The organism is Actinomadura sp. KC06, assembly GCF_004348735.1.
Lineage (GTDB): Bacteria > Actinomycetota > Actinomycetes > Streptosporangiales > Streptosporangiaceae > Spirillospora.
In genome coordinates, this window is sequence record NZ_SMKT01000054.1 from 1 (window position 1) to 19426 (window position 19426).

Genomic DNA, 19426 nt, shown 5'->3' on the forward strand with positions numbered 1-19426 from the left:
GGGGTTTGGTGTGGGTTGGGTGCACGGTTCTTGTCCTGGTCAGTCGGCCAAGGCTTCTAGGAGGCGTTCGGCGTCCTCGGGTTTGAGCATTCCGGCGGCTAGGGCGCGGTCGGCGGTGAGGCGGGCCAGGGCTATGTAGGCGCGGCGGCTTTCGGGGGAGACCTTGGCCAGTTCGCCGACGTGGTCGGAGACGGTTCCGGCGTCGCCGCGGGCGACCGGGCCGGTGAGGCCGTCGATGCCTAGGCGGAGGCCGTTGTCGAGGGCGGCGCCGAGGAGGGGGCCGAGCATCCGGCCGGGTTCGGCGACGCCCGCGGTGCGGAGGAGGTTCATCGACTCGACGACCAGGGTGACCAGGTGGTTCGCGCCGCCGGCGAGGGCCGCGTGGTACAGCGGGCGCATCTCCTCGGTGATCCAGACCGGTTCGCCGCCCATCTCCACGACGAGCGCCTCCGCGACGGGGCGCAGCGGCTCGGGGGAGGTGACGCCGAACGAGATGCCGGCGAGCCGGTTCACGTCGTCCGGGCGTCCGGTGAAGGTCATGACCGGGTGCAGGGCGAGGGGGAGGGCGCCGGCGCGGGTGAGAGGGTCGAGGACGGCGGTGCCGTAGCGGCCGCTGGTGTGCAGGACGAGCTTGCCCGTGACCGGGACGCCCGCGGACACCAGGCCGGAAGCCAGTTCGGGCAACTCGTCGTCCGGGACGGTCAGCAGCACCAGGTCGGCGGCCGCCACCACCTCGGGCGGGGTCGCGACGTCCGCGCCGGGGAGGCGTTCCGCCACGTGTGACCGCGACCGCTCGGACACGGCGGTCACCGCGATCACGCGGTGGCCCGCGCGGGACAGCGCGGCACCGAGCGCCGTGCCGACGCGGCCGGCGCCGACGACGCCGACCGCGAGCCGCGCCGGCCTGTCCTCCGGGGTCGGCTCCGGCCCGTTTCCGGGCGCGGCGGAGGGAGGCGTGACGTGTGGGTCCATCGGTTCGTTCCAGTCCTCACAGGTAGGTACCGGACGTGCGCGAACCAGGGTACCCGCGGGTCCGGGGCACGCCGCCCGGCGGGTGGCGGTGCGGGGCGACGGTCGCCGCCCCGCACCCCATTCAGTCATGCGACAGGGACTCCACGATGGACGTTCTCGCGGCGCGCCGCGCGGGCATCACGGCGGCGGCCGTCCCGGCGAGGCCCGCGAGGACGACGAACGCGACCACCTGGAGGTAGGGCAGTGAGAAGACGGAGTCGGACGCCATCGCGTTCGTCGCGGCCCAGCCGAAAGCCACCCCGAGTACGACTCCGGTGAGCGCACCGATCACGGCCATGACCAGCGCCTCGACGGACAGCATCCGGCGAAGCTGGCGTTTGGTGAGGCCGAGGGCGCGCAGCAGCGCCGATTCCCGGGTTCGTTCCACGACGGAGAGGGTCAGCGTGTTGGCGATGCCGAACAGCGCGATGACGATCGCGAGGCCGAGCAGCCCTCCGAAGATCATCAGCATCATGTCGACGGCCTTCGTCATCGACTCCTTGAACTCGGCGCTGGAGACGACCTTCGCGGCCGGGTAGGGCTGTGCGGCGCCCTCCACGGCTCTGCGGGCGTCGGACGCGGGCACGCCGTCATGGGTCTTTACGTAGATCGCCGCCGGGTCGCGGGCGGTGAAGTATCGGGCGAAATCGGTTTCGGGGACGACGATTCCGTCCAGGCCGGTGCCCGGCGCGTAGACCGCGGTGATCTTCACCTGGGTGGTGCCTTGCGCGGTCTTCATCTGGACGGTCTTTCCTATGGTCAGGTTGCGGGTCTTGGCCGTGTTGGCGTCCACCATGGCGGTGCCCGGTTTTTGTGCCGCGTCCAGGGAGCCTTCCGTTATCTCGGGTTTCACGATCGTGCCTAGGGCGGACGCGGTGATGGTGGCGACGTCCTCGTTCTCTCCTGCCACCTTGGTCTCTTGCCGGTGCATCTCGATGACCTCGGCGACCTCGGGACGGTTGCGCAGGGTTCCGGCAAGCGCGCGCGGGACGGTCCCCTCGAAGTCCTGCGTCCGGATCTGGAACTCGACGGGAAACTGCTCCTCCAGCTTGTGCGTCGCGGTCGCCTTCCCGCTGGCCGCGATCACCGCGAACAGGCTCATCAGCCCGACGCCGACCGTCAGCGCGATCGTGGTGGTCGCGGTGCGGCGGGGGGCGCGTTGGGCGTTCGCCACCGCCAGCCGTCCCGGCACGCCGCCGAGCCGCGCGGGGGCGGCCCCCGCGAACCGTCCGAGCGGCCGGACGAGCGCCGGCATCACCGCGATCACCGCGAGGAAGAACACGCCGCCGGCGAGCGCGACCACGAACATCGCGGCCTGTCCCTTCGGCATCGCGAGCGAGCCGAGCGCCCCGATGGCCAGGCCCGCGATTCCGAGAAGGACGGCGATCGCCGTGCGCAGCCTGCCGAGACGGAGCCGTCCGCCGCCCGGCTCCAGTTCCGAGCGCAGCGCCGCGACGGGCGCGACGCGCGTCGCCGCACGGGCCGGCAGAAGGGCCGACACGACGGTCACGATGACGCCGACCGCGAGGCCGATCACGATCGTCCGCGGGGCGAGGGACGTTCCCGACGGTCCCGTCGTGGCGAGGTTGGCGTCCAGCTGCCTGATCCCGACGAGCGCGCCCGCGCCGAGGCCGACCCCGGCGGCGATTCCCAGCAGCGAACCGACCAGCCCGACCACCGCGGACTCGGCCAGGACGCCCCCGAAGATCTGCCGGCGGGTCGCGCCGACGCAACGCAGCAGCGCCATCTCCCGCATCCGCTGCGCGATCAGGATGGCGAACGTGTTGTAGATCACCAGGGCGGACACCAGCATCGCGACCAGTCCGAAGATCAGCAGCCCGGTGCGGATGATCTTCGTATCTGCGCCCGCCGCCTTCGCGAGCTTCGTCCCCAACTCCGCGCCGCTGTAGACGCGAGCGGACGCGTCGTCGGCGCTTCCCGCCTTCACGGCCGACTCGATCGCCGCGCGGTTCCCGCCCGCGACGTCGATCTCCGCGTACGTCGTCTTGCCGGTCATCGCCGTCGCGGTCACGGGGTCGAAACCCACGCCTCCGCGGAAGCTCGCCTCCTGGTCGATGCCGAAGTCGACCAGTCCGACGACGTTGAACCGGTGCGGGCGGTTCTGCTTGTCCAGGATCGTCACCGCGTCGCCGACGGCGTAGCCCTCCCGCTTGGCCAAGTCGGTGTCGAGGACGGTCTCGCCGCTGCCTGACGGAGGACGTCCCCTATCGAACTCGTAGCGCAGCAGCCGCCCGGACGGCACAGACATACCGACAGTGGGGAAATCGCCGACCGCCTTACCGTCCTTGCCGACGAGGGCTGCGTCACCGTTGACCATGCCGTGCACGTCCGTCACGCCGGGTACTGCGCGAACCCGGCCGAGTGCGCCGGTGCTGAGTCCCTTCTCTGCATCGTCGTCGGGGACCACTGCGAAATCGACCTTGTCGGCCGAGCGTGCGAACGTCTTGGCGACGCCCTTGTCCATCGTGTCGGTGAGGACGAACGTCCCTGAGATGAAACCGACGCCGAGCGTGATGGCGATCGCCGTCAGCAGCAGCCGCAACTTGTGGGCGCGCAGGCCCGCCAGAGTCGTCCTCAGCATCACGCCCCCAGGCTCTTGAGCCGGTCGAGGACGGCCTCGGGCGTCGGCTGGACGATCTCCGACACGATCTCGCCGTCCCGCAGGAACACCACCCGGTCGGCGTACGAGGCGGCCACCGGGTCATGGGTGACCAGCACGATCGTCTGCCCCATCTCGCGGACGGACGCGCGCAGGAACCCCAGGACCTCCGCGCCCGCCTGGGAGTCGAGGTTGCCGGTCGGCTCGTCCGCGAAGATCACCTCGGGACGGGCGACGATCGCACGGGCGCACGCCACCCGCTGCTGCTGCCCGCCTGACAACTCGCTCGGCCGGTGCCGCAGCCGGTCGCCCAGCCCGAGGACGTCCACGACGTGTCCGAACCACGCCCGGTCGGGCTTGCGTCCCGCGAGCTCGAGCGGGAGCAGGATGTTCTGCTCGGCCGTCAGCGTCGGCAGCAGGTTGAACGCCTGGAACACGAATCCGACGCGGTCGCGGCGCAGCATCGTCAGCTGCCGGTCGCCCATGCCGGTGATCTCGGCGTCACCGAGGACGACCCGTCCGGACGTGACGGTGTCGAGCCCGGCGAGGCAGTGCATCAGCGTCGACTTCCCCGACCCGGACGGCCCCATGATCGCCGTGAACGCGCCCCTGGCGAACCCGACGCTGACCCCACGCAACGCGTGGACTGCCGCGTCACCGGACCCGTACACCTTCGACACTCCCTCGGCCATGACGGCCGGCGGTGCTGCGGCCCCCGGGACTCCCCCGGGCGGATCGGTGAACGTGCTGGTCACGGCGACTCCTCGATGGCTCGGACTGGACGGTGACCACGCTAGAAATCCCCGCCGTGCCTGCCATCCGTCCGATGGCCACGCTTCCCGTCAACCTCGCGCCTACGAACCGCCCCCTCGTACGACCTGAGTCGTACGAGCCCATCCGACCTCCCGCCGACCCACCCCGGTCGTCCCACCCGAACCTTTTGTCGGACGCCTGCTGGACACGCCAATGCACGCCCACCGAATTCACACGCAGGCACCCGTCGAACCCACTCGTGACCGTCCGCCGAATTCACTTGCAGACACCCAGATGTGCTGCGCGCCGCCCGCGCCGGCTGGCGGATCGGGAGAACGACGTCGCCTACCGTCCCCGCACCGGCTCCTCGAAGGTCACCAGGACGCTCCCGCAGCCGCTCGCAGACACCGCTGGTCAGCGCGCCAGTCCGCCCGTGAGCGTCTGCAGATTCCGCTCGTGGACGATCACCAAACCCTCGTGGGCATCCGCTGACCCGCTCACGGATACCCGCCGAGCCCTCTCGCGAGCGCCGCCAAAAGCGCTGATGAATGCCCCGCCGGGCCCTCTCGTGAACGTCCTGCCAGACCTCTCATGAACGTCCTGCCGCACACTCTCGCGGACGTCCTGCCGAACACTCTCGTGGGCGCTCGACAAACGTGCTTTGGTGCCCGGCGGACGTCCTCGAGGGCACCCACAGGCGCGTTTCGGGGCACCTGCCTGAGGCGGTTGTGAGCGTTTACCGGACGTTGCTCACCGGAAAGGACGGCCCAGCGGAAGCGTCGGCGTAATGCGGAAGCGCCGGAGACCCCACGGGGTTCCGACGCTTCAGCGATGGGCGCGAACGCCCGTTCACCGGGACATATGGGCTCATCCCGATGCAGTGCAGGAGCCGTATCTTCCGGCTCCCGCCAGGATGAAGAGCTCAGTTCTTGACGGACGCACCGCCCTTGCAACCAGCCTGCGCCTGGCCGATGACCGCGATCGCATTGCCGCAGACGTTCACCGGGATCGAGATCGGCGCGATCACCTGGGTGCCGCCCAGGATCGAGAAATCACCGCTGGTCTTGTTGTGGTTGAAGGAGCCGTGACCTTTACCGTGGCCGTGACCTTTGCCGTGACCACCGCCGTAGACACCGGCGTACGCGGGCGTCGAGGCCAGGGCGGCGCCGGCGACCGCGAAGCCGAGGATGCCGGTGGCGGCAAGCTTCTTGAACACGAGAGTCCTCCCGTACGTGGGCTTAAGCAGGCCCGATCTGACAATTGCCGACGTCGCGCGATAAGGCGGCGTCGCGTACGGTAGTTACCCAGCTACTCTTGGCTAGACCGGAGTCAATCCCCATGATGATGGCAAATGGTCATCATGGAGTGACAATCTCGCTACACCGGGTCGTCTCTTTGGCCGCTTTTGACCAGACCTGTCTCATAGGCGAAGACGACCGCCTGGACCCGGTCGCGCAGGCCGAGCTTCATCAGAATCCGTCCCATATGCGTCTTGACGGTGGCGTCGGAGACGTACAGCCGCTCCGCGATCTCCGCGTTCGACATCCCGCGGGCGACGAGCCTGAGCACCTCGCCCTCCCGCTCGGTGAGGCTCTCCAGCGCCCCGTCCGCCTTCTCCTCCGCGTCCGGCAGATGCACCGCGAACCGGTCCAGCAGCCGCTTCGTCGTGCTCGGCGCCACCACCGCGTCCCCCGAATGCACCGCCTTGATCGCCTCGATCAGCTGCGACGGTCCTGCGTCCTTCAGCAGAAACCCGCCCGCGCCCGCCTTGATCGCCGCGAACGCGTACTCGTCGAGGTCGAACGTGGTCAGGATGACGACCTTCGGCCCCGACTGCGCCACCACCCTCCGGGTCGCCTCGATCCCGTCCATGCGCGGCATCCGGACGTCCATGAGCACCACGTCCGCCTGCGTCCTGCGCAGCAGTTCGAGTGCCTGCACGCCATCGCCGGCCTCGCCGACGACCTCGATGTCCGGCTGCGCGTCCAGCACCATCGTGAATCCGGCCCGCACCAGTTCCTGGTCGTCGACCAGCACCACGCGGATGGGAGCCACCACGCCGTCAACCTCCGTCATGCACACTCCCTATGGGACGACTTCGTCGGTCGGCCGAAATTCGCGCCGTCAATCAGGGCGACACTCACGCTTTACTCAAGGCGACACTCGCACCGCCGATCGCGGCAAGACTCGTGCCGTCAATCAAGGGCCACGCTCGCTCGGTCACTCAAGGGCCACGCCCGTACGGTGCCTCAAGGCGGCACTCGCGCCGGTCGCGCCGGTCGGTCAGGGGAGGCCCGCGCCCTCGACGGTGGCTGCCTGGCCGCCGGCTGAGTCGGCCTCGCCACTTCGCCGTGGCCGGTCCAGTGCGGAACGGCTCGGAATGGCTTGGGCGGGGAACTGGCCGCGCTCTACACCACCGCACGTCCAACCGCCTTACTCCGTCATGCCGCGCCGACCTCCTCGTGTACCGGGATCCGTGCGACCACCTCGAAGCCCCCACCTGGGCGAGGCGCCGCCCGGACGCTGCCGCCGTACACGGCGACGCGCTCCCGCATCCCGGCGAGACCGTGACCCCGCCCGTCGTCGGGGGCCGCGGCGCCGCGTCCGTCATCGTCCACCCGGATCTCCAGCGCGTCGCCCGCGTACCGCAACCGGATCGACACGGCCGCGCGCGGGCCGCCGTGCTTGAGCGTATTGGTCAGCGCCTCCTGGACGATCCGGAAGACCGTCAGCTGGCGTCCCTCCGACATGACCGCCGGTGTCCCGTCCACCTCGAGCGTCACCGGAAGTCCGGACGCACGGACCTGCTCCACCAATTCGTCGATCTGCGCCACCCCCGGCTGCGGTGCGAACACGCCCACATCGTCGTTCTCGCGCAGGACGCCCAGGAGCCGCCGCATCTCCGCCAGCGCCAGCCGCCCCGTCGAGGAGATCGTCTCCAGCGCCTGCCTGGCCCGTCCCACATCGGTGTCGATGGCGTAGGACGCGCCGTCGGCCTGCACCACGATCACGCTGACGTTGTGCGCCACGACATCGTGGAGCTCGCGGGCGATACGCGCGCGCTCCGCAGCCATTGCCATCCTGACCTCGTTGTCGCGTTCATGCTCCAGCCGCTCGGCCCGCTCCTCCACTGAGCGCAGATACGCACGGCGCGTACGCATGTGCAGGCCGAGGAGCCACACACCGGCTACGACCACCGTCAGCATGACGAATGTGTACTTCCTGTCCTCAGCGCCATCCGGATAGCGCCACGTCGCCATTGCCGCGCCCACCTCCGTGCTCAATACCGCCGCCAGCCCCCACCGGAACGAGCAGCCAGCCGCGACCGTGTAGAGACCCATCAGCACGGCGACGTTCGCCGGCACGGGGATCACGTTCAGCACGCACTGGACGAACGAGATCAGCGCGACCACGGCGAAGACCGCGCGCGGGAAGGTACGGCGCAGGACGAGCGGGGCCGTCAGCACGACCGCCATCAACGCGTACGTGCCCTTGCTGATCCCGTACGAGTCCCCGACCAGTCCGGGAAGGGAGAAGAACAGCAAAGGCGCCGCGAAGAACGCATCGACCAGGGGCCTCCTGCCCCGCAGCCAGTCCCACGCCCGCACGACCATGCGGACAGCGTACGTACCCGCAGTTCAGCCTCGGATCAGCCACAGGTCGGACCCACGTCCACCTCAAGGATGGCCGACCGCCTCCAAGCACGGCGACAAGCCCACAGACTCACCTCCCAGCCTCTCAAGATGGCCGTCCAGCCCCAGCCTCGCCCCACCAGACCTTCCAGGATGGGCGTCCAACTCCAGGCACACCTACCGATGCCCAGGCTCACACCCAGCCCGAACAGAGACCGCTCAGCCCCAGACTCACCACCCCCAGCGGGGACCGCTAGCCCTAGGCAGCCCAGCAGGGACTGCTAGCCAGGCTCACACCCAACCCCCGGAGGGGCCGCTCAGCCCCAGACCCGCCACCAGCCCCCGCAGGGCCTCGCCGAGCACCACGTAGTCGGGGTCGACGTCGGTCAGCCCGAAGTCCGACTCGTGCAGCGCCGTCGTCAGCCCGCCCCCACCAGCCAAACCACCGCGTCGACGTGCACCACGATCCCGCGCGCCTACCGCCATCAGCGGGTTCACAACCAACCTCAGGATCGGGCCGCTCAGCCCCAGACCCGCCACCAGCCTCCGCAGGGCCTCGTCGAGCACCACGTAGTCGGGGTCGACGTCGGTCAGCCCGAAGTCCGACTCGTGCAGCGCCGTCGTCAGGCCGCCCCCACCAGCCAAACCACCGCGTCGACGTGCACCACGATCCCGCGCGCGCCGACCACGATCAGCGGGCTCACACCCCGCCCCAGGATGACCGCCCAGCCCAGAACTCACACCAGCCTCAAGAGCTCACATCCAACCCAGATGGGCCGTCCTGTCCCAGACTCACCACCGGCCCGCAGCAGGACCTGCTAGCCCGGACTCACCACCAACCCTCAGGTTGGGGCGTCTAGTCCCAGACTCGCTGTCCATCCCTCCGGATGGGGCGGCCTGTTGGACAGTGTCACCAGCGCGCGGTGTCGGTGCCGAGATAGCAGACGAACTCCCAGCTCGCCCGGGCGTGCGTGGCGGCGCGCGGAATCCCAATCACGATGCCGGTGATGAAGCCGCCGCCGTACGTCGACTGCTTGTTGCCGTCCGGCATCCGGGATGGGCGGTCGCGACTCGTTGCCCACGGTAACGTCACCCTCGTGGAGGCGTTGGTTACCGAGTGGCTGCCCTGGCGCACCGCGATGGAGCGCGCACTGTACGGAGAAGGCGGCTTTTACCGGCGCGGCGAGCGTCCCGCCGAGCATTTCCGCACGTCGGTGCACGCCTCCCCGCGGTTCGCGCTCGCCATTGCCCGCCTCCTTGTCGAGGTCGACGCCCTGCTCGGCCGACCCGACCGGGTGGACGTCGTCGACGTCGGCGCGGGCTCGGGACGCCTGCTGAGCAACATCCTTGCCTGCGTCCCTCCCGACTTGGCGTCTCGGTTAGCTCCGACCGCGGTGGAGATCGCGCCGCGTCCATCTGACACCCCCTCACAAATCGTCTGGCGAAGCGAGTTGCCGGATCGCATCACCGGTCTCGCCGTGGCGAACGAGTGGCTCGACAATGTGCCTTTGGACGTCGTAGAACGCACCCCTGACGGCGTCCGTACGGTGCTGGTTCAACCGTCCACGGGCACCGAACGTCCTGGGCCCGCACCGTCCGACGAGGATCGTGACTGGCTTGAGGACTGGTGGCCCCTTCACGAACCCGGCGACCGCGCTGAAATCGGCCATCCACGCTGTGCCGCCTGGGCCTCCGTGGTCGGACGAATCTCGCGGGGGCTCGCGCTAGCCGTGGACTACTCGCACTCTCGCGAGTCGCGTCCCGTGTACGGCACGTTGACCGGCTACCGCGACGGCCTGACCGTCCCCGCCGTCCCGGACGGCTCCTGCGACGTCACCGCCCATGTCGCCCTCGATGCCTGCACGGCCGCCGGAGAACGCGCCGGCGCTACGTCCACCCTCCTGACGACCCAGCGCAACGCCCTGCGAGCCCTCGGCCTCTCCGGCGCACGCCCGCCATTGGACCTGGCCCACCGCGACCCCCGCTCCTACGTGGCCGCCCTCTGCCACGCCGGCGAAGACGCCGAGCTGACCGACCCGTCCGGCCTAGGCGGCTTCGGCTGGCTCGCTCAGACCATAGACATCCCCCTCCCTACCGTCCTGGCCTAATAACCACCGCTGCCCTGCACCACCATCAACCTCTCGAAAAGACCCCCACCTCGAAAGTCGGGCCGCCCCCGGGCGGTCAGCGATCCACCTGCCGGCCCCCTCAAGCCCTACGACTCGAACCAACGCTTCCATCGCCGCTCAACGGCCGACCCCAACCTTCCCGACACCCCGAGGGATGGACCAGCCAGCCCTGAGACCCGGTCGACGCCCAGCACTCAACGCTCCAGGTACAGACCCAAGCCCCGCAAATCGAACCCACGCTTTCATCGCAGCTCAACGGCCAACCTCAACCTCCCCGACACCTCGACGGATATACCAGCTCTGAGACCCCGCCGAGGCCCGGCACTCGACGCTCCACGTGCAAGATGGGATCTCCCGGTCTTGTCGTCCTTCTGTTCTCCACTACCACCAACGACGCAGCGGGCGGCAACGGGCGCGGAATCGGGACCACGCCTGCAAGTCCCTTCAACCAGCGCGATACGAACCCGAACTTCCGTTGCTGTTCGACGGACTGCCCGAACCTCCCCAACGCACGGCCGTTAGACCAGCATTGAGACCCGGTAAACGTCCAGCGGTCAGCGCTCCACGTGCACGGCCTCAAGGCGCGCAACACGAACCCAGGCTTCCACTGCGGTCCGGTAGACAACCTGAACCTCCCTGACACCCGGCAGCTAGACCAGTTCCTCAGACCCGCATAAAGCTGACGGTCAGCGCTCCACTCCCGCGTCTCCCACACCAGCGCGAACCGCGTCGGCCGGACGGCCCGCCTGGCTCGCGTTCCAGCGCCCATGTCACCCCGTAGACGACCGGGAGCACCACGACGATCAGCAGGGTGATAACGAAAGGGAGCGTGAACACCATGGAGAGCCTTCAAGGGACGCCGCACGAGGGCCGCTGTGGGACGGGGGCGGCGATCTGCACCGGCGCGTTCGTGCTCGCGGCGGCCGGGCTGTTGGAGGCGCGCATGACGGACCCGAGAGTCCAGTGCAGTTCGACGGAGAGCGTGAACCTCTCCAACGTCCCGGCCGTTGGATCAGCTCCGAGGTCGGGCGGCGGCAGGGTCAGCGTTCTACGTGGAGGGCCTTTAGGCCGCGTAGGACGAAGCCGGGCTTCCATTGCGGTTCGGCGGACAGGCGGAGGTCGGGGGCAAGGCGGAGAAGCGCTCCGTAGGACTCGGCGAGTTCGATCCGGGCGAGCGGGGCGCCGAGGCAGTAGTGGATGCCGAGGCCGAACGTGATGTGCGGGTTCGGGTCGCGTGACAGGTCGAGCCGGTCGGGGTCGGAGAACACCTCGGGATCGCGGTTGGCGGACGCGAACTGCAGCGCGACCTCGGACCCGCGCGGAAGGGGGACGCCGGCAACCGTGATGTCCTCCAGGACCCAGCGCTCGAACATCGGCGCCGGCGTGTCATAGCGCATCAGTTCCTCGACGGCCGTGGGGATGAGCGACGGATCGGCGCGCAGCCGTTCCAGCTCGCCGGGGTTGCGGAACAGCGCCCACCAGCCGTTGCCCGTCGCGTTGACGGTTGCCTCATGACCGGCATTGAGCAGCAGGACGCAGGTGCCGATCAGCTCGTCCTCGGTGAGCCGGTCGCCTTCGTCCGCGACGTGGGCGAGGGCGGTGATGAGGTCGTCGCGCGGCTCGTCGCGGCGGGTGCGGGCCAGGCCGCGCAGGTAGTCGGAGAATTCTGCGGCGGCGCGGACGGCCGTCCGCTGAACCTCGGGCGGCGGGTTCAGTTCGTACATGCCGCAGATGTCGGCGGACCAAGGGCGCAGGAGGTACCGGTCCTCCACCGGAATGCCGAGCATCTCGGCGATCACGTTGACGGGCAACGGCTCAGCGACTTCGGCTAGGAGGTCGCCGCCGCCCTTGGCGACCAGCGCACCGGCCAGGTCGCCGGCGAGCCGTCTGATGGTCGGACGCAGCCCCTCCACCATGCGCGCTGTGAAGGCTTTGGCCACGAGGCGCCGCAGCCGGGTGTGGGTGGGCGGTTCCATGTCCAGCATCCCGGCCCTGACGAGGTCCCAGAACGGCTTGAGGAAGTCGGCCTCCGGTTCCTGGCCGAACTCCTCATGACTCCCGATGTGGAGATAGGTCCGTCCGAGCCGACGGTCCCGCAGCAGGGCGTTTACGTCCTCGTATCGGCTGATCACCCACTGGCCGGTGGGTTCGTCGAAGAACACGGGACGGTCGGCACGGAGCCGCTCGAACGCCGGATAGGGGTTCGCCACGAACTCCAGGGACCAGGGGTCATAGGCCAAAACACTCATGTCTGACGATATTCGCATCTCACGCACTTCCCGGCCACACCTTTCGGCCGCAGGCCACCGTGAAATGGCGGCGCCGACGTTCCAAGTGCGCCGATAACGTCGGCATACGCTCGGCGTCTCGGTTGAAATGGGGTCGATGCACGCCCACCCGCGGACGCACGCGGATCTGGTCGGTCATCTCCGAACGCGCCGCAGCCCACTCGTCCTCCAGCGGGAGGGTCGGCCTTGTGCGGCTACGCACGGTCTCGGATTTGATGTCGCCCTGCCGATGCCCGAGCGACATGGGCGCCCGCTGACGCCCAGCGGGCGAGCCGTCTGCAAGCTGCGCGATCATTCGCTACTCCCGGTGGTTCCGATGGTGGGCGGTCGGCCCGCCCTCCCCCCAGCGGACGGGCCGACCGGGATCCATGTTCGACGAGCGCGGACCGGCCCGGAAGTAGAACGAGATTCTGTGGATAAAGGGGGTCAGCGGGCCCAGCGGGCCGGGTCTCCACCGGCTCGGCGGGCGGCCAGGGCGCGGCGGGCGGTCGATTCCACGATGGCGCGGGCCTCGCCCAGTTCGCGGTCGGTCGCGGCGACCTGCACCGGGCCGGGAGGCGCGTCGACGTGGACGGTGGCCAGTCCGAAGAGGCGCTGGAACGGGTTCATGGTGAGCCGGACGCTCTGCGCGCGCGCATGTGCGATCACGTCCGTGCGACGGCAGGGCCAGCCGTGCCGGGTCACGAAGACGACGTCGTCTGTGCCGGCGCCCTCCGCACGGTCGATCGCCACTGCCTTGGACGACGCGGGAACGAGAGGCACCGCGTCAACTTGGGTTCCGGGGAACACCTGCGAGACGAGATGCATGGCAACGTGCCGGGGCGCCACGGGCAGGAGGGTCGACGACAACGCCTGACGCTCACCCGCGTACCCGGCGACGGTGACCTCGACGCGGGCCCAGCCCATGGAGCGCCAGATCGCCGGTTCGACGATGCTGATGGCCTGGACGCGTCCCGGAGGGAGCGTCTGCATCCGGGTCTCCAGGAGGCCGTAGCGGAGCCGGATCCCGTCCGGTGACATGGCGACCGTGAAATTGGCGTACATCACGAGGGGCGCGATCACGGCGCGGATGAGCGCGAGCAGGACGGGGATGGTGACCGCCAGGATGCCGCCCTCCGTGTACATCACCAGGAACAGCAGGGACGCGAAGAAGAGCAGGACCGTCCCAAGGACGGGCAACCGCACGACCAGCGACCCCAGCAGTGCGCCGAACGGAACGCGCCACAGGTGACGTTCGGGCGCCTCGGGCGTGTGGCCGGGCAGCCCGGCCGCGCGTGCTAGGAGTTCAGCGCGCAATTGCAGGGCGGAATGCCGTCCCAGATAGCGGAGCGCGATCTCGCTGTGCGCACCGCCTGCTAGTTCCACGCGCACTTCGGCAAGGGCGAACACGCGCGTTACCAGGGGGCGGACGAGATCTATGGCCTGGATGCGCGAAAGCGGGATTCGACGCCTGTTCTTGCGGAGCAGACCGGTCTCAACGACCAGGTCGTCACCGTCAACGCGGAAACGTACGGCAAGCCACGTCCAGAGGCCCGTTCCTACTGCGATCAGCCCCATAGGGATGCTCACGATGAGGAACCTGGTAACCACTACCGGAGTGAGCTCCAGCGTTATGCCGTCATCCGTCTGGCTCAGCAGCAGAGGAAAACCGAGTAGGACGAAGTAGATGATGAGGAAAATGAAGGCGCGCAGTGGTGCCGTCGCCCAGTGAAGCCTGTGCGTTCCCTCGGAGAACCGGATCGGTGGACGAGAGCCCGGCGGTGGGCTGTAGCCGTAAGGCGGACGAGGCGGTCCGTAAGGCTGGCCGGGCGGAGGACCGTGAGGTGGACGTCCCCCATAGGGCGGGCCGCCATTCGGCGGCCCATACGGGCCGGGCTGCCCTGGCGGCCCATACGGGCCGGGCTGCCCTGGCGGCCCATACGGGCCGGGCTGCCCTGGCGGCCCATACGGGCCGGGCCGCCCTGGCGGACCGTAGGGACCGGGCTGACCCGATGGACCATAGGGGCCAGGCTGACCTGCCGGACCGTACGGTCCGGGTTGTCCAGGCCGTCCGTAAGGGCCTGGTGGGCCGTAGGGGCCGCTCATAGACCCATGCTCCGTTCCTCGCCCTTCTGGGCGAGGCGGTCGCGCAGTTGGGCGGCCTCAGAGGCGGGCAGGCCCGGGATGGTGGCGTCCGTGGCAGCGGCTGCGGTGTGCATCCGGACGGTGGCGATGCCCATCCACCGCTCCAGGAGTCCTGCAGTGACGTCCACGAACTGCATCCGCCCGTACGGGACGACGATGAGCCGCTTGACCAAAACCCCGTGGGTGACGATGAGGTCGTCCGCACGCTCGGCGTAGCCGTAGGCCCGGCGGTCGAGTTCGGCCATCAGCCAGGTGAGGACGGCCCCGAACCCGACGGCGGCGACCCACATGGCGGCCGGGACCACGCCACCGTTCCTCCAGACGATGAACGCACCAACACCGCCCACCGGAATCGCCCAGAGGACGGCGGTGAGAAGCCTGTGCAGGGCATGGCGTTTCGAGATGGGCGACCAATGCAGGCCGCCGCCGGCCGCGAACGCCTGGTCCGCTCTGTAGACGGGCTGCCCGGACGGCCGATTCTGGTCCGGCGAGTAGTGTGCCGGTACCTGGCCTTGACCGGGAGGATTCGGCGGTTGTCCGCCGTGCCCTGGGCCCGAAGGCAGGGGCGGATGTGCCGCGCCCTGGGCTCCAGAGTTCGCGGCGGGCTCGAATGGCGGTTCGCCGTGGCTCGCGTTCATTGCCTCCTAGTCAATCGGATAACGAGTACCGCTCGCCATGCGACCATGAAGCGGTGACCGGAGCGGCGGAGACGCGACCATGACCACCGAACGGATCGTCGGAATCGGTGCGGGCGCCAAGGAGCTCGCCACCGAGGACATGACTTTGAACATCGGCCCCCAGCATCCGTCCACGCACGGCGTGCTCCGGCTGAGGCTCACCTTGGACGGCGAACGTATCTCGGCGGCCGAACCCATCATCGGCTACATGCACCGGGGAGCGGAGAAGCTCTTCGAGGTCCGGGACTTCCGGCAGATCGTCGTGCTCGCCAACCGGCACGACTGGTTGTCGGCGTTCTCCAGCGAACTGGGCGTCGTCCTCGCCGCCGAGAGGATGCTGGGCATGGAGGTCCCGGCCCGTGCCGTATGGGCGAGAACGCTCCTCGCCGAGCTCAACCGGATCCTCAACCATCTGATGTTCCTGGGCTCGTACCCGCTCGAGGTAGGCGCCATCACCCCGATCTTCTACGCGTTCCGTGAGCGTGAGGCGTTGCAGCGGGTGATGGAGGAAATCTCCGGTGGACGCATGCACTACATGTTCAACCGGGTCGGCGGGCTGAAGGAGGAGCTTCCCGCCGGTTGGACGGCGCGCGCGCGGAAAGTGGTGTCCGAGGTCCGTGGCCGCATGGGCGACATCGACGACCTCATCATGGGCAACGAGATCTTCCGAGCGCGGACGAGAGGCGTCGGGGTGCTCACGCAGGAGCAGATCCTGCAATACGGGGTGTCCGGCCCTATTGCACGCGCCTCCGGGCTGGACTTCGACCTACGCCGCGATGAACCGTACCTCGCCTACGGTGACCTGGACGTCCGCGTCGTCACCCGTACTGAGGGCGACTGCCTGGCCCGGTTCGAGTGTCTGCTGGACCAGGTGCATGCGTCCCTCGATCTCGCCGACGCATGCCTCGACCGCCTGGCAGAACTCCCGCCCGGCCCCATCAACCAGCGGCTCCCGAAGGTCTTGAAGGTCCCGGAGGGCCACACCTATGCCTGGACGGAGAATCCGCTGGGCATCAACGGCTACTACCTGGTGTCGCGCGGCGAGAAGACTCCATGGCGCATGAAACTGCGGTCCGCGTCGTTCAACAACATCCAGGTCCTCAAGGAACTGCTGCCCGGCAACCTGGTCGCGGACATGATCGCCATCCTCGGCTCGATGTTCTTCGTCGTCGGCGACATCGACAAATAGGCACCGGCCTTAAGCACGGGCCTTCTGCGAGCGCACAGAGTCAGGCGCGGGACGCCCCACGGTTGCGTTCCTCTTCCTCCGGGTCCTTGGGCACGCGGCACGCGTACTCCAGGAAGAACGCTGCGGCGACTAGCACGACCGCGGCGAGGAACGTCCCGCCGCTGACGAAGAAGTCCTGCCGGGGCGTCGGCTTGTCGAGCGACGACGCGAGGCTGGCGGCGAACCCGGCGAAGACGCCCGCGATGACCGCTGCGGAGTGCGCGCTGGCCTTGCCCAGGGCAGCGAGCCGCGCAACCGCCATCGGGTCCAGCGGCTTAGGCGGCGGCTTGCGACGCTCTTCTGGACGACGAGTGGCGTCGGGTCTGCGGCGAAGGCGGCGAAGCACGTTCAGGCCGGTGAAGGCTTCACCGAGCGCCAGCAGCAGCAAGGTGGGGACGGCCGTCCACGGCAACGGGGGCAACGACAGGTAGGCGGAACGCAGCACCGCCCAGGTGATCATCGCTACGACGACCACGAGGGCGACAAGGAACAAGGGGCGGGAGGGTTTCATGCAGGCTGCTGCAGGGCCAGGTCCTCCCGGCGGCGAACGGCCGACGGACCACCCTCCGACTGTTTGGCCTGGGCGAGGTCACCGACGCGGCCATGCCCGGGGAGCAGGACGTCCGGTTCGATATCCGCCCACGGGACGAGCACGAACGCCCGCTCGTGCGCACGCGGGTGCGGAAGCGTCAGATCGGGGTCGTCGGACGCGACGTCCCCGAAAACGACGATGTCGATGTCGAGCGTGCGCGGCCCCCAGCGGACCTCACGTTCCCGCCGCATCGACGTCTCGATGTTCAGCACGCGTTCGAGCAGGTTCTCCGGCGGCAACCGCGTGTCGGCGATGAGCACGATGTTCAGGAAATCGCCCTGGTCCGGAAGGGTCTCGCCAGGGGGCGCGTACGGGGCGGTCTCGTACACGGGGGAAAAGGCCACGAAGTTCAGCCCGGGTGCGTCGAACAGCGCGTCCACGGCCCCCTGGATGTTGTCCAGGCGGTCTCCGAGGTTGCTGCCGATCGAGAAGACGACGCGGTGCTCGACCAGCATGTGGCCGCCGGTGGCGGTGCGGTCGGGCATGCGGTCGGACGCTGTCATGGGCGACTCCTCCTGATCTTCACGGCCACGTCCGTGAAGGGGTGCGGCACCGGGGCGCTCGGCTTGTGGACGGTGATCTCCACCTCGGAGACCGTCCCATCTTCCAGACATATTGTCGCCAACCGGTCTGCCAGTGTTTCGAGAAGGTTGACGGGTTCTCCCTCGACGGCGGCGACGAGGCGGCCGGCGAGCGTTCCGTAGTCGACGGTACGTGAAAGGTCGTCCCCGGCGGCGGCCGGGCGGGTGTCGAGACCGAGGACCGCGTCCACCACGAACTCCTGTCCGAGTTCGCGCTCCGCGGGCAGGCATCCATGCCGCCCTCGCGCCCTTAGGCCGCGCAGCTCGATGCGATCGAGACTCATTCTTCCTCTGCATCCGCGACGTTGAGGACAGGGGAACCGTGGTGGAGCAGAAGCCTCCACTCTCCGTCCGCCCGTACGAACACGTTGGTGGCCACGATGCTTCCTCCTGCGAGGAACCCGGCCTCGGTGTCCTCGTCGGCGGTGAGGACGTTCTCCTTGCACGTCACTACCGCGTGGTCGCCGTAGACGTCGGTTTCCACGTCGGTCAGCACGAACTGTATGTACGTCGTGTTGGCCATGATGAGCGCCCAGGAACGCAGCACCTCTTCGCGTCCGCGCAGCATCGTCCAGCCGGGATGGACACAGGAGACGCCGTCGGCGTACGGGCCGTCCGCCCAGACGTCGGACATGCGGTCGAAGTCACCGGCCTCGAACGCCGCGTAGAACTCCGCGTGGACCTCGTCCACGTCGGCGCGGTTCACGGCATGGCTCATGGGCGCTGGCTCCCGTGGTCGGCACGATCGTCGGCCGAGGCTAGCCCGGGACTGCCTTCGTCGGCGGGACGGGCCGTGCGGATAGCGGCGGCCACACGCACGGCGTCCGCGTTGGGACGGACACGGTGGACCCGCACACACCACGCACCGGCGTAGGCGACCAGCGACGTCACGGCCACGGTGGCGTCGTCGCATTCGAGAAATGGACGGCGCGTCCCATCAGGCTCTGCGAGAAGCCTGGTGAGGAAGTTCTTTCGGGACGCCCCGACCAGGACGGGATAGCCGAGCGCAGTGAAAGCGTCCAGATGGGCCAGCAACGACCAGTTGTGCCCGGCAACCGGGTTCTTACCGAAACCGAGCCCCGGGTCGAGCACGATCATCGACGGGTCGACGCCCTCGGCCAGGACGGCGTCGACTCTGCTCAGCAATTCGTCGCGCACCTCTCGCACGACGTCCTCGTAGACGGCGCGCGACTGCATGTCATGGCTGTAACCGCGCCAGTGCATCACGACGTAAGGGACGCCTGCCGCGGCAACGACCTGCGGCATCTGCGGATCGGCCAGCCCACCGCTGACGTCGTTCACCAACTTGGCGCCCACATCGAGCGCCGCCTCCGCAACTTCGGCGCGCATGGTGTCGACACTGACCGGCACGTTCTCGCTGGTGAGCGCTTCTATGACGGGGACCACGCGACGCAGTTCCTCGTCCCTCGATACGCGCTGCGCTCCGGGCCGCGTGGACTCGCCGCCGACGTCGACGATGTCGGCGCCCTCCGCGACGAGGTCCAGCCCATGCGCGACGGCCTTTTCCGGGTCGAACCAGGCCCCGCCGTCCGAGAACGAATCGGGGGTGACGTTGACCACGCCCATGACGAGGCAGCGCCCTGGCGCGGGCAACCCCGGAACGACGGCGATGGTCATGCACCCAACCCTATGCCTTGAACCCGCCCGGCCGGGGCGGCGCCTCCGCCCCCGAGGTCCTGGCAGCCGGGTCCCGCCACGCCCCGGCATCCGCCGCCGGTCACGCCCGGCTTCCGCCGCCCGACACAGCGGAACGGGCCTCAGCGCGACGCT

Annotated in this window: 19 protein-coding genes; 2 read left to right on the forward strand and 17 right to left on the reverse strand. The window is 69.0% G+C overall.

Annotation, left to right across the window (positions count from 1 at the left end; translation table 11 throughout):
• Positions 1-39: 39 nt before the first annotated feature.
• From E1287_RS18820 to E1287_RS43825, 8 genes are all read right to left on the reverse strand, one after another.
• Positions 40-972 carry a DUF2520 domain-containing protein gene (locus E1287_RS18820; RefSeq protein ID WP_131966271.1) on the reverse strand — a complete coding sequence of 311 codons (933 nt, stop codon included), beginning with the start codon at positions 970-972 and terminating at the stop codon, positions 40-42.
• A 121-nt stretch (positions 973-1093) separates the two neighbouring features.
• The gene (locus E1287_RS18825) at positions 1094-3613 is read right to left on the reverse strand and encodes an FtsX-like permease family protein (RefSeq protein ID WP_131966272.1); all 2520 of its coding nucleotides are present in this window, start codon (positions 3611-3613) and stop codon (positions 1094-1096) included.
• Positions 3613-4323 carry an ABC transporter ATP-binding protein gene (locus tag E1287_RS18830; RefSeq protein WP_131966306.1) on the reverse strand — a complete coding sequence of 237 codons (711 nt, stop codon included), beginning with the start codon at positions 4321-4323 and terminating at the stop codon, positions 3613-3615. The genes E1287_RS18825 and E1287_RS18830 overlap by 1 nt, the downstream gene beginning before the upstream one ends.
• A 983-nt stretch (positions 4324-5306) precedes the next feature.
• Entirely contained in the window at positions 5307-5600 is a 294-nt protein-coding gene (locus E1287_RS18835) for a chaplin family protein (protein ID WP_243719178.1), read from the reverse strand.
• 161 nt (positions 5601-5761) lie between these two features.
• Entirely contained in the window at positions 5762-6460 is a 699-nt protein-coding gene (locus E1287_RS18840) for a response regulator transcription factor (RefSeq protein WP_131966273.1), read from the reverse strand.
• A gap of 365 nt (positions 6461-6825) precedes the next feature.
• Positions 6826-7998, reverse strand: a complete 1173-nt coding sequence (locus E1287_RS18845; RefSeq protein ID WP_131966274.1) for a sensor histidine kinase — start codon at positions 7996-7998, stop codon at positions 6826-6828.
• A 309-nt stretch (positions 7999-8307) separates the two neighbouring features.
• Entirely contained in the window at positions 8308-8661 is a 354-nt protein-coding gene (locus E1287_RS18850; RefSeq protein ID WP_131966275.1) for a hypothetical protein, read from the reverse strand.
• A gap of 265 nt (positions 8662-8926) precedes the next feature.
• Positions 8927-9067, reverse strand: coding sequence for a hypothetical protein (locus tag E1287_RS43825; RefSeq protein ID WP_165969085.1), 141 nt, complete (start codon positions 9065-9067; stop codon positions 8927-8929).
• Between the two features lie 46 nt (positions 9068-9113).
• Here E1287_RS43825 and E1287_RS18855 point away from each other — a divergent pair, with 46 nt between their 5' ends.
• Positions 9114-10124 (forward strand): SAM-dependent methyltransferase, encoded by a 1011-nt coding sequence (locus E1287_RS18855; RefSeq protein ID WP_347813978.1) that lies wholly within the window; start codon positions 9114-9116, stop codon positions 10122-10124.
• Positions 10125-11185: 1061 nt separating this feature from the next.
• Here E1287_RS18855 and E1287_RS18860 read toward each other — a convergent pair.
• The 4 genes from E1287_RS18860 to E1287_RS45715 all read right to left on the reverse strand — a co-directional run bounded on the left by E1287_RS18860 (position 11186) and on the right by E1287_RS45715 (position 14862).
• A complete protein-coding gene (locus tag E1287_RS18860) occupies positions 11186-12394 on the reverse strand; it encodes a cytochrome P450 (protein WP_131966277.1) in 1209 nt (402 codons plus the stop codon).
• 19 nt (positions 12395-12413) lie between these two features.
• Complete coding sequence (locus tag E1287_RS18865; protein ID WP_131966278.1) at positions 12414-12728, reverse strand: hypothetical protein; 315 nt, start codon at positions 12726-12728, stop codon at positions 12414-12416.
• A 131-nt stretch (positions 12729-12859) separates the two neighbouring features.
• On the reverse strand, positions 12860-14002 hold the full coding sequence (locus E1287_RS18870; protein ID WP_243719180.1) for a PH domain-containing protein: 1143 nt from the start codon (positions 14000-14002) through the stop codon (positions 12860-12862).
• 512 nt (positions 14003-14514) lie between these two features.
• Positions 14515-14862: a PH domain-containing protein gene (locus tag E1287_RS45715; RefSeq protein ID WP_243719182.1), complete on the reverse strand. Its 348-nt coding sequence runs from the start codon at positions 14860-14862 to the stop codon at positions 14515-14517.
• Between the two features lie 412 nt (positions 14863-15274).
• Between E1287_RS45715 and E1287_RS18880 the strand changes: the two genes are divergently transcribed.
• The gene (locus E1287_RS18880; RefSeq protein ID WP_131966281.1) at positions 15275-16423 is read left to right on the forward strand and encodes an NADH-quinone oxidoreductase subunit D; all 1149 of its coding nucleotides are present in this window, start codon (positions 15275-15277) and stop codon (positions 16421-16423) included.
• Between the two features lie 40 nt (positions 16424-16463).
• On the opposite strand, the gene E1287_RS18885 is transcribed toward E1287_RS18880, so the two are convergent.
• From E1287_RS18885 to folP, 5 genes are read right to left on the reverse strand one after another with little or no spacing between them, the layout of a single operon-like run.
• Positions 16464-16955, reverse strand: coding sequence for a DUF3180 domain-containing protein (locus E1287_RS18885; protein ID WP_347813979.1), 492 nt, complete (start codon positions 16953-16955; stop codon positions 16464-16466).
• A gap of 14 nt (positions 16956-16969) precedes the next feature.
• The gene (folK, locus tag E1287_RS18890) at positions 16970-17557 is read right to left on the reverse strand and encodes a 2-amino-4-hydroxy-6-hydroxymethyldihydropteridine diphosphokinase (protein WP_131966283.1); all 588 of its coding nucleotides are present in this window, start codon (positions 17555-17557) and stop codon (positions 16970-16972) included.
• A complete protein-coding gene (gene folB / locus E1287_RS18895; RefSeq protein ID WP_131966284.1) occupies positions 17554-17919 on the reverse strand; it encodes a dihydroneopterin aldolase in 366 nt (121 codons plus the stop codon). The genes folK and folB overlap by 4 nt, the downstream gene beginning before the upstream one ends.
• Positions 17916-18353 carry a nuclear transport factor 2 family protein gene (locus E1287_RS18900; protein ID WP_131966285.1) on the reverse strand — a complete coding sequence of 146 codons (438 nt, stop codon included), beginning with the start codon at positions 18351-18353 and terminating at the stop codon, positions 17916-17918. Before E1287_RS18900 ends, folB begins: the two co-directional genes overlap by 4 nt.
• The gene (gene folP / locus E1287_RS18905; protein ID WP_131966286.1) at positions 18350-19273 is read right to left on the reverse strand and encodes a dihydropteroate synthase; all 924 of its coding nucleotides are present in this window, start codon (positions 19271-19273) and stop codon (positions 18350-18352) included. The genes E1287_RS18900 and folP overlap by 4 nt, the downstream gene beginning before the upstream one ends.
• Positions 19274-19426: the final 153 nt, after the last annotated feature.

What these genes read in the sequence shown, in the direction of transcription:
- E1287_RS18845 (WP_131966274.1), bottom strand. Translation starts at nt 7,998, where the DNA reads ATGGTCGTGCGGGCGTGGGACTGGCTGCGGGGCAGGAGGCCCCTGGTC.
- folB (WP_131966284.1), bottom strand. Translation starts at nt 17,919, where the DNA reads ATGAGTCTCGATCGCATCGAGCTGCGCGGCCTAAGGGCGCGAGGGCGG.
- folP (WP_131966286.1), bottom strand. Translation starts at nt 19,273, where the DNA reads ATGACCATCGCCGTCGTTCCGGGGTTGCCCGCGCCAGGGCGCTGCCTC.
- E1287_RS18880 (WP_131966281.1), top strand. Translation starts at nt 15,275, where the DNA reads ATGACCACCGAACGGATCGTCGGAATCGGTGCGGGCGCCAAGGAGCTC.
- E1287_RS18900 (WP_131966285.1), bottom strand. Translation starts at nt 18,353, where the DNA reads ATGAGCCATGCCGTGAACCGCGCCGACGTGGACGAGGTCCACGCGGAG.
- folK (WP_131966283.1), bottom strand. Translation starts at nt 17,557, where the DNA reads ATGACAGCGTCCGACCGCATGCCCGACCGCACCGCCACCGGCGGCCAC.
- E1287_RS18865 (WP_131966278.1), bottom strand. Translation starts at nt 12,728, where the DNA reads ATGATCGCGCAGCTTGCAGACGGCTCGCCCGCTGGGCGTCAGCGGGCG.
- E1287_RS18830 (WP_131966306.1), bottom strand. Translation starts at nt 4,323, where the DNA reads ATGGCCGAGGGAGTGTCGAAGGTGTACGGGTCCGGTGACGCGGCAGTC.
- E1287_RS18860 (WP_131966277.1), bottom strand. Translation starts at nt 12,394, where the DNA reads ATGAGTGTTTTGGCCTATGACCCCTGGTCCCTGGAGTTCGTGGCGAAC.
- E1287_RS18825 (WP_131966272.1), bottom strand. Translation starts at nt 3,613, where the DNA reads ATGCTGAGGACGACTCTGGCGGGCCTGCGCGCCCACAAGTTGCGGCTG.
- E1287_RS18820 (WP_131966271.1), bottom strand. Translation starts at nt 972, where the DNA reads ATGGACCCACACGTCACGCCTCCCTCCGCCGCGCCCGGAAACGGGCCG.
- E1287_RS18840 (WP_131966273.1), bottom strand. Translation starts at nt 6,460, where the DNA reads ATGACGGAGGTTGACGGCGTGGTGGCTCCCATCCGCGTGGTGCTGGTC.
- E1287_RS43825 (WP_165969085.1), bottom strand. Translation starts at nt 9,067, where the DNA reads ATGCCGGACGGCAACAAGCAGTCGACGTACGGCGGCGGCTTCATCACC.